Genomic DNA, 10,089 nt, shown 5'->3' with positions numbered 1-10,089 from the left:
CAGCGACTGCTGCTGGAGGGGGTGTGGGAGGCGGTCGAGCGGGCCGGGATCGACCCGCTCTCACTGAAGGGCAGTTCCACCGGCGTCTTCGTGGGCACCAACGGTCAGGACTACATGAGCCTGATGATGAACACCCCGGCAGATGTGGAAGGCCACGCCATCACCGGTATGTCGGCCAGCGTGCTGTCGGGCCGCCTGTCGTACACGCTGGGGCTGGAGGGCCCGGCGGTGACGGTGGACACCGCGTGTTCGTCGTCGCTGGTGGCGATGCACATGGCGGCGCAGGCGCTGAGGTCGGGTGAATGCAGCCTGGCGCTGGCCGGCGGTGCCACGGTAATGACCACCCCGATCGGATTCATCGGCTTCAGCGCGCAGGGGGGATTGGCCCCCGATGGGCGGTGCAAGGCGTTCTCTGACACCGCGGACGGCACCACCTGGTCCGAGGGCCTGGGCATGCTGGTGCTGGAGCGGTTGTCGGATGCCCGCCGCAACGGTCACGAGGTGCTCGCGATCGTTCGTGGATCGGCGATCAACCAGGATGGTGCGTCGAACGGGTTGACGGCGCCGAACGGTCCCTCGCAGCAGCGGGTGATTCGTCAGGCGCTCGCCGGTGCGGGGCTGACCGCCGCCGAGGTGGACGCGGTTGAGGCGCACGGTACGGGTACCAAGCTGGGTGACCCGATCGAGGCCCAGGCGCTGCTGGCCACGTACGGCAAGGACCGGCCGGAGGACCGGCCGCTGCTGCTGGGCGCGATCAAGTCGAACTTCGGTCACACTCAGGCCGCCGCGGGCGTAGCCGGTGTGATCAAGATGGTGCTGGCTCTCCAGCACGGGGTGCTTCCCAGAACGTTGCACGTGGACGAGCCGTCCTCGCACGTGGACTGGTCGGCGGGCGCGGTGGAGCTGCTGACCGAGACGACGGAGTGGCCGCGGACCGGTCGTCCGCGTCGGGCTGGTGTGTCGTCGTTCGGGATCAGCGGCACCAACGCGCACGTGATCCTTGAGCAGGGGCCGGCAGCCCTACGGATCGAAGCCGAAACGGTGGCGCAGGACGATGCGCCGGCCGCGGGTGCGGCTGTACTGCCGGTGCTGGTGTCGGCTCGTACGGCGGGGGCGTTGCGGACGCAGGCGGATCGGCTGGCCTCGCATGTGGAGGGCCATCGTGAGGTGGCGCTCACCGACACGGTGTTCTCGCTGGCCACGACCCGTCCGGCGTTCGAGCATCGGGCGGTGGTGCTGGCCGATGGTCGTGAGGGTGTGCTGGCCGGGCTGGCCGGCCTGGCCGAGGACCGTGCGGGTGCGGGCGTGGTGCGCGGGGTGGCCGCGGGCGAGCCGCAGCTGGCGGTGTTGTTCACCGGTCAGGGTAGCCAGCGCGCCGGGATGGGCCGGGAGTTGTATGACCGTTTCCCGGTGTTCGCGACGGCGTTGGACGAGGTGATCGCGGAGCTGGATCCGCTGCTGGACGGATCGCTGCGGCAGGTGCTGTTCGCCGAGCCGGGTTCGGCGGAGGCGGAGGCGCTCGACCAGACCGGGTGGGCGCAGCCGGCGCTGTTCGCGGTGGAGACGGCGCTGTTCCGGCTGGTCTCCTCGTGGGGAATCCGGCCGGATGTGCTGGCCGGTCATTCGATCGGGGAGATCACCGCTGCTCATGTGGCGGGGGTGTTGTCGCTCGCGGACGCGTGCGCGCTGGTGGCGGGCCGGGCGCGGTTGATGCAGGCGCTTCCTGCCGGTGGGGCGATGGTGGCGGTGCAGACCTCCGAGGAGGAGGTCGCCGAGCTGCTCGCCGGGCGGGAGAAGGAGGTGTCGGTCGCGGCGGTGAACGGCCCCACCTCGGTGGTGATCGCCGGCACCGAGGAGGCGGTGCTGGAGGTGACCACCGCCCTGCGGGAACGGGGGATCAGGACGAAGAGGTTGCGGGTGTCGCACGCGTTCCACTCGCCGTTGATGGACCCGATGCTGGAGGACTTCCGCACCCTGGCGAGCAGGCTCACCTACGGGGCGCCGAGGACTCCGATCGTGTCGACCCTGACCGGGCGGGCGGCTACAGCCGAGCAGTTGTGCTCGCCGGACTACTGGGTGGACCAGGTCCGTGGCGCGGTTCGTTTCGCCGACGGTGTGAGCACTTTGCAGGCGCAGGGTGTGCGGGCGTATCTGGAGCTGGGCCCCGACGGGGTGCTGACCGCGATGGCCCAGGACACGCTGACGCCGGACCCAAGCACCGCGACGTCAGACTCGGACATGGAGCCGGATCCGAACGTGGTGCTGGTGCCGGTACTGCGCAGGGACAAAAACGAGCACGAGTCCGTTACCGAGGCGCTGGCCCGTCTGCACGTGCACGGGGTGCCGGTGAACTGGCAGACGGTGCTCCCGCGCGGGCGCCGGGTCGATCTGCCGACCTATGCCTTCGAACACCAGCGGTACTGGCCCGAGGGAGCAGGCTCCCAGGTGGGCAACGTGGCCGCGGCCGGGCTGGCTACAGCCGGTCATCCGCTGCTGGGCGCCGCCGTGGGGCTGGCCGACTCCGACGGGGTGCTGCTGACCGGCCGTCTGTCGCTCTCGTCGCATCCGTGGCTGGCCGACCACGCGGTGGCCGGGACGGTGATCTTCCCGGGAACCGGGTTCCTTGAGCTGGCGATCCGTGCCGGTGACCAGGTCGGTTGCGATGTGGTCGAGGAGCTGACCCTGATCGCGCCGCTGGTGCTGGGCGAGAGCGACGCCGTCGCGGTGCAGGTATGGGTGGGCGCCGCGCAGGAGACGGGTCACCGGAGCGTGAGCATCTACGCGCGGCCGGCGCAGGCCGCCGACGACGTGCCGTGGATGCGGCACGCGACCGGCACGCTCGCGACCGGGGTTTCCGAGGTCGCGCCGTTCGACGCGTCCGTGTGGCCCCCGCAGGGTGCGACCGCCATCGAGGTGGGCGGCCTGTACGAAGGGCTCGCCGCAAGTGGGTTCGAGTACGGTCCGACCTTCCAGGGGCTGCGGGCGGCCTGGCACGGCGCCGACGGCGAGGTGTTCGCCGAGATCGTCCTGCCCGAGCAGGCGCAGTCGAGTGCGGGTTCGTTCGGGGTGCATCCGGCGCTGCTGGACGCGGCGCTGCACGCGGTGGCCTTCGCCGGACTGGACGATTCCGAGGGCGGCCGGTTGCCGTTCTCCTGGAGCGAGGTGAGCCTGCACGCCGGTGGCGCGGCGATGCTGCGCATTCGGATGAGCCGGACCGCTGCCGACTCGGCCACGCTGACGGCGGTGGACGCCGCAGGGGAGCCGGTACTGTCGGCGCGTTCCCTGGTGCTGCGTCCGTTCTCACCCGGTCAGATCGCCGCCGCGGGCGGTGACCACGCGACGGAGCGCGACGGGCTGTTCCGGCTGGAGTGGACCGCACTCTCCGAAGTCACCGCGGCCGACCCGGCGCCGATGGCGATGGTCGGCTTCGCGGCGTTCGAGTCCGGTCTCGCGGGGACGTGGGAGTCGGTCCCGGTTCATCGTGATCTGTCGGCGCTGGCCGAGGCGGGCGCGGTGCCGGGTGCGGTACTGGCCGAGGTCGAGACCGCGTCGACTGTGGACGCGGTGGCATCGGCGCATCAGGTGACGGCCGGGGTGCTGGGGCTGTTGCAGGAGTGGCTGGCCGATGACCGGTTCGCCGAGTCGCGACTGGTGCTCGTCACGCGGGGCGCGGTCGCGGCGGGCGACGGCGAGGTGGTCACCGATCTGGCGGCCGCGGCGGTGTGGGGTCTGGTGCGCAGCGCGCAGTCGGAGAACCCGGGCCGGTTCGTGCTGGTGGACGTGGACGAGGAGTCGGTGCGACTCGGCGCGCTGAGCGGATTGCTGGGCGGTGTGCTGACCTCCGGCGAGCCGCAGGCGGCGGTGCGCGGGGGTGGGGTATGGGCGCCGAGGTTGGCGTCGCTGACCTCGGGTGCGGGTCTGTTGCCTCCGTCGGGTACGGCGTGGCGGCTGGGCAGCCGGGCCAAGGGCAGCCTGGACGCGCTGGAGCTCATCTCGTATGCGGAGACGGCCGAGCCGCTGCAGGCCGGTCAGGTGCGGGTCGCGGTGCACGCGGCGGGGGTGAACTTCCGTGACCTGCTGGACGGTCTGAACGCACTCGGCTGGTTCCAGGACAAGGTCGGCCAGATGGGTGGCGAGGCCGCCGGTGTGGTGCTTGAGGTCGGCCCGGGGGTCGAGGACCTGCGCCCGGGGGACCGGGTGGTCTGTCTGACCGAGGGCGCGTTCGGCCCGGTGGTCACCAGCGCCCACGTCCTGTCCAAGATCCCCGACGGCATCTCGTTCGAGCAGGCCGCGACGATCCTGGTGACGTTCCTGACGGCCTACTACGGCCTGATGGACCTGGCCAGGTTGCGGGCGGGCGAGCGGCTGCTCGTGCACGCCGGCACCGGTGGCGTGGGTATGGCGGCGATCCAGCTGGCGCAGCGCCTGGGCGTGGAGGTGTTCGCCACCGCGAGTCCGGCCAAGTGGGAGGTACTGCGTTCGCTGGGCATCCCGGACGACCACATCGCCTCCTCCAGGACTTCGGAGTTCGAGGAGCGGTTCGGTGCGGTGTGCGGTGAGCAGGGCATCGACGTGGTGCTCAACTCGCTGACCGGGGAGCTCATCGACGCCTCGGCGCGCCTGCTGCGCCCCGGGGGCCGGTTCGTGGAGATGGGCAAGCTGGACATCCGCGACCAGGGACAGTTCCCCGGGCTGGAGTACCACTGGTTCGACATGCTGGACGCCGGCGCCGAGCGGCTGCGGCAGATCCTGGCCGAGCTGATGGAGCTGTTCGCGATCGGTGAGCTGCGGCCGTTGCCGGTGACGGCGTGGGATGTGCGCCGGAGCCGCGACGCCTTCCGGTTCATGAGCCAGGCCAGGCACACCGGGAAGATCGTGCTGACCATGCCCCGGCGGTGGGATGCGCAGGGCACGGTGTTGATCACCGGTGGCACCGGTGGTCTGGGTGCGGAGCTGGCCCGGCACCTGGTGGCCGAGCACGAGGTGCGGCACCTGCTGCTGACCAGCCGCCGAGGTCTGGACGCTCCGGGTGCGGTCGAGCTGCAGGCCGAGCTGATCGCGCACGGGGTCGAGGTCACGGTCGCCGCCTGCGACATGGCCGACCGGGACGCGGTGGCCGACCTGCTGACCGGGATCGATGCCGACCATCCGCTGACCGCGGTGATCCACGCGGCTGGAATCGTGGATGACGGCGCGATCACCTCGCTGACGCCGGAGCGGCTGGACAACGTGCTGCGGCCGAAGGTGGACGCCGCCTGGCACCTGCACGAGCTCACCCAGGGTATGGACCTGGCCGGATTCGTGGTGTTCTCCTCGCTCGCCGGACTGATGGGCAACGCGGGTCAGGGCAACTACGCGGCGGCGAACGCCTGGCTGGACGCGCTGATGGTCCAGCGGCAGGCGCAGGGGCTGCCGGGGCTGTCGCTCACCTGGGGACTGTGGGCGCAGGCCACCGGGATGACCGGGGGACTGTCGCAGGCCAGTGTGGAGCGGATGGCCGCCGCCGGGATGCCGGCGATGACCACCGAACAGGGACTCGCCCTGTTCGACGCGGCCCTGGGCTCGGACTCACCGCTGGTGGTCCCGGTGCGGCTGAACCTGCCGGCGATGCCCGCTCAGCTGGTGCCGCCGCTGTTGCGCGGGCTGGTGCGCGGCACCCGCCGTACGGCCGCCGCGCTGTCGGCAGCCGGAGGCGGTGGTGCGGGCGAGGCACTGTCGCGGCAGCTGGCCGGCCTGGACCACCCCAAGCAGCTCCAGGTGCTGATCGACCTGGTCCGGGCTCAGGCCGCCGCCGTACTCGGGCACCCCTCGCTGGAGTCGGTGGACGTCCGGCGGGAGTTCCGTGAGCTGGGCTTCGACTCGCTGACCGCGCTTGAGCTGCGCAACCGCCTCAACACCGCCACCGGGCTGCGGCTGCCCTCCACCCTCGTCTTCGACTACCCCACTCCCACCGTGCTCGGCGAGTATCTGCTCAGCGAAGTGCTCGGCGTGCACGGCGACGCGATTCTCCCGGTGGTCGCCACCTCGGTGACCGACGACCCGATCGTCATCGTCTCGATGGCCTGCCGCTACCCCGGAGGGGTGAGCTCTCCGGAGGATCTGTGGCGGCTGGTCGCCGAGGGGCAGGACGCCATCTCCCCGCTGCCACGGGACCGAGGCTGGCAGGCACGCGGCGAACTGGACTTCGACGGTGGGTTCCTCGTCGACGCGACCGACTTCGATCCCGGGTTCTTCGGGATCTCGCCGCGTGAGGCGCTCGCGATGGACCCGCAGCAGCGCCTGCTGCTGGAGGCGTCCTGGGAGGCGATCGAGCGAGCGGGCATCGACCCGACCTCGCTGCGTGGCAGCCGTACCGGCGTGTTCGCCGGGGTGATCTACCACGACTACGGGTCGAGCGCCGAGTTCCCGCCGGATGTGATGACCTTCGTCAGCACCGGTAACTCCGGAAGCATCGTCACCGGTCGTGTCGCCTACGCGCTGGGCCTGGAGGGTCCGGCGGTGACGGTGGACACCGCGTGTTCGTCGTCACTGGTGGCGATGCACATGGCGGCGCAGGCGCTGCGCTCCGGTGAGTGCTCGCTGGCGCTGGCCGGTGGTGTGACCGTGATGGCCACGCCGGGGGTGTTCATCGACTTCAGCGCCCAGGGCGGACTGGCCGCCGATGGGCGGTGCAAGGCGTTCTCCGACACCGCGGACGGTACGAGTTGGTCCGAGGGCGTGGGTGTCCTGGTGCTGGAGCGGCTGTCGGACGCCCGCCGCAACGGCCATGAGGTGCTCGCGGTGATGCGCGGGTCGGCGATCAACCAGGACGGCGCCTCCAACGGGTTGACCGCGCCGAACGGCCCTTCGCAGCAGCGGGTGATTCGCCAGGCACTCGCCGGAGCCGGGCTGACCGCCGCCGAGGTGGACGTCGTGGAGGCGCACGGTACGGGGACGACGCTGGGCGACCCGATCGAGGCGCAGGCGCTGCTGGCCACCTATGGTCAGGACCGGCCGGAGGACCGGCCGGTGCTGCTGGGATCGATCAAGTCGAACATCGGTCACACCCAGGCCGCAGCCGGTGTGGCGGGTGTGATCAAGATGGTCATGGCGATGCGGCACGGCGTGCTGCCCCAGACGCTGCACGTGGACGCGCCGTCGTCGCATGTGGACTGGGCCTCCGGCGCGGTGGAGCTGCTGACCGAGGCCAGGGACTGGCCGGAGGCCGGGCGCCCGTGGCGGGCGGGTGTCTCGTCGTTCGGCATCAGCGGCACCAACGCACACCTGATCCTTGAGCAGGGACCGGAGGCTCCTGAGGCGGAGTCGCGTGACGAGGATCGGGCTCCGGCCACGGGTGTGGTGCCGTGGGTGGTGTCGGGCAAGTCCGAGGAGGCACTGCGGGCGCAGGCGGGTCGTCTGGCGGCGTTCGTGGACACGCGCGGTGAGCTGGGTCTGACCGATGTGGCGTTCTCGCTGGTGGGGTCGCGGTCGGTGTTCGAGCACCGGGCCGTGGTTGTCGGTGCCGGCCGTGAGGGGTTGCTGGCTGGGCTGGGTGCGGTGGCCTCGGGCGAGCCGGTGGCCGGTGGTGTGGTCGAGGGTGTGGCGGACGTCGACGGGAAGTCGGTGTGGGTGTTCCCGGGTCAGGGGGCGCAGTGGGTGGGCATGGGTGCGCGGCTGCTGGAGGAGTCGGCGGTGTTCGCGGCTCGGATGGCCGAATGTGCGGCGGCGTTGGAGCCGTTCGTGGAGTGGTCGTTGCTGGATGTGGTGCGGCAGGTGGAGGGTGTGCCGGGGCTGGATCGGGTGGATGTGGTGCAGCCGGTGTCGTTTGCGGTGATGGTGTCGTTGGCGGCGGTGTGGGAGTCGCTGGGGGTTCGCCCTGATGCGGTGGTGGGTCATTCGCAGGGTGAGATCGCGGCGGCGGTGGTGGCGGGTGGTCTGTCGTTGCAGGACGGTGCGCGGGTGGTGGCATTGCGCAGCCGTTTGATCGGTGAACGGCTTGCTGGACATGGAGCGATGGCGTCGGTGGCGCTGCCGGTCGAGCGGGTTGAGGCCGCTTTGGTCGAAGGGGTGTCGGTGGCGGCGGTGAACGGTCCGAACTCGGTGGTGGTGGCCGGTGAGGTTCAAGCCGTCGAGGAGCTGGTCGAGCGGTTTGCCGAAGAAGGGGTGCGGGTGCGGCGGATCGCGGTGGATTACGCCTCGCATTCGGCGCAGGTGGATCTGATCGGCGAGGAGCTGGCGCAGGTTCTGGCGGGGGTGGTGCCGCAGCCGGTGCGGGTGCCGATGCTGTCGACGGTGACCGGTCAGTGGCTGGAGGGCCAGGAGCTGGAGGCCGGGTATTGGTGTGAGAATCTGCGGCGCACGGTGGGCTTCGCTCCGGCGGTTGGGCAGTTGCTGGAGCAGCGGTATCGGGTGTTCGTGGAGGTGAGTCCGCATCCGGTGCTGACGGTCGGTATCGGCGAGTGCGTGGACGAGACCGACACCGTCACGGTGATCGCTGGGACGTTGCGCCGCGATGAGGGCGGCCTGGATCGGGTGCTGACGTCGGCGGCGGAGCTGTTCGTGCGCGGCGTGACGGTGGACTGGCGGCAGGTATTGACCGGTGGTCGCCGGGTGGATCTGCCCACCTACGCCTTCCAGCACCAGCGGTTCTGGCCGAACGCCAAGCAGAGCAGCGATGCCCGTGTTCTGGGCCTGGCCGCGACAAGGCACCCGCTGCTGGGTGCGGTGATGCCTCGGGCCGACTCCGATGGGGTGGTGCTGACCGGGCGGTTGTCGTCGGCGTCGCATTCGTGGCTGGCCGACTATGTGGTGGCGGGCTCGGTGGTGGTGCCCGGTTCGGCGTTCGTGGAGCTGGCGGTGCGGGCCGGTGACCAGGTCGGCTGTGACCTGGTGGAGGAGCTGACGCTGACCGCGCCGCTGGTGCTCGGTGCGAGTGACGCGGTGGCGGTGCAGGTGTGGGTGGGGGCTGCGGAGGAGTCGGGCAGCCGGTCGGTGAGTGTGTACTCGCGGTCGGCGGACGCGGCCGAGGAGGTGCCGTGGGTGCGGCACGCCACTGGCACGCTTGCCACGGATGCTTCGCCTGCCGAGCCGTTCGATGTGGCGGTGTGGCCGCCGGTCGGGGCGTCCGCGATCGAGCTGGAGGGCTTCTACGAGGAGCTGGCCGAGGACGGCTTCGCCTATGGTCCGGCGTTCCAGGGGTTGCGGGCGGCCTGGCGACGCGACGGTGAGATCTTCGCCGAGGTGAGGCTGCCCGAGCAGGTCAGCGAGGCGGACTCGTTCGGGTTGCATCCGGCGCTGCTGGACGCGGTGCTGCACGTGGTGCCGTTCGCGGGACTGGACGATTCCGAGACTGTCCGGGTGCCGTTCTCCTGGGGTGAGGTGTGCCTGCACGCGGCCGGAGCCTCGGTGCTGCGGGTGCGGCTGGCCAGGACGGGCGGCGATGCGGTCTCGCTGAACGCGATGGATGCGACGGGTGCGCCGGTGCTGTCGGCGCGGTCGGTGGTGCTGCGGCCGATTTCCTCCGAGCAGCTGGCGATCTCCGATGGTCGTGGGGCAGGGCAGGACACGCTGTTCCGGGTGGAATGGGCTGCGGCAGGTGGACTGTCCGAAGCCGACCGGGTGTCGGTGGCGGTGCTCGGTCCGGACACGCTGGGTGTCGCGGCGGCGTTGCGGGCGGTCGGGGACGTGGTGCCGGTGCATGCGGATCTGCCCGCGCTGGCCGAGGCGGGTCCGGTCCCGGCCGTGGTACTGGCGGAAGTGGTCTCCGAGTCGGCGGCCGGGGTGGTGGGGTCGGCGCATGCGCTCACCGCCCACGTTCTGGGCCTGCTGCAGCGGTGGTTGGCGGATGAGCGGTTCGCCGATTCGCGCCTGGTGTTCGTCACCCGGGGCGCGGTCGCGTCGGGTGACGGCGAGGTGGTGGCGGATCTGCCGGCTTCCGGGGTGTGGGGGTTGGTCCGCAGTGCTCAGTCGGAGAATCCGGACCGGTTCGTACTGGTCGACATGGACCGGGACCAGGCCTCGCTGTCGGTCCTGCTCGATGCACTGCCCGGGGTGTTGGCCTCGGGTGAGCCGCAGGTGGCGGTGCGCGAGGGTGAGGTGCGGGTTCCGCGC

General features: G+C 71.2%; 1 protein-coding gene. It reads left to right on the top strand.

What is annotated here, in order from left to right; all coding sequences use genetic code 11:
- Positions 1–10,089: SDR family NAD(P)-dependent oxidoreductase (locus tag ACIBH4_RS39460; RefSeq protein WP_399173883.1), on the top strand; the 10,089-nt coding region annotated here is incomplete at both ends.

Source organism: Streptosporangium sp. NPDC050284 (genome assembly GCF_044459525.1).
In the GTDB taxonomy this organism is placed as follows: Bacteria; Actinomycetota; Actinomycetes; order Streptosporangiales; family Streptosporangiaceae; genus Streptosporangium.
Note: the sequence above shows the minus strand (reverse complement) of the source record. Positions and strands in the feature narration are given on the sequence as shown.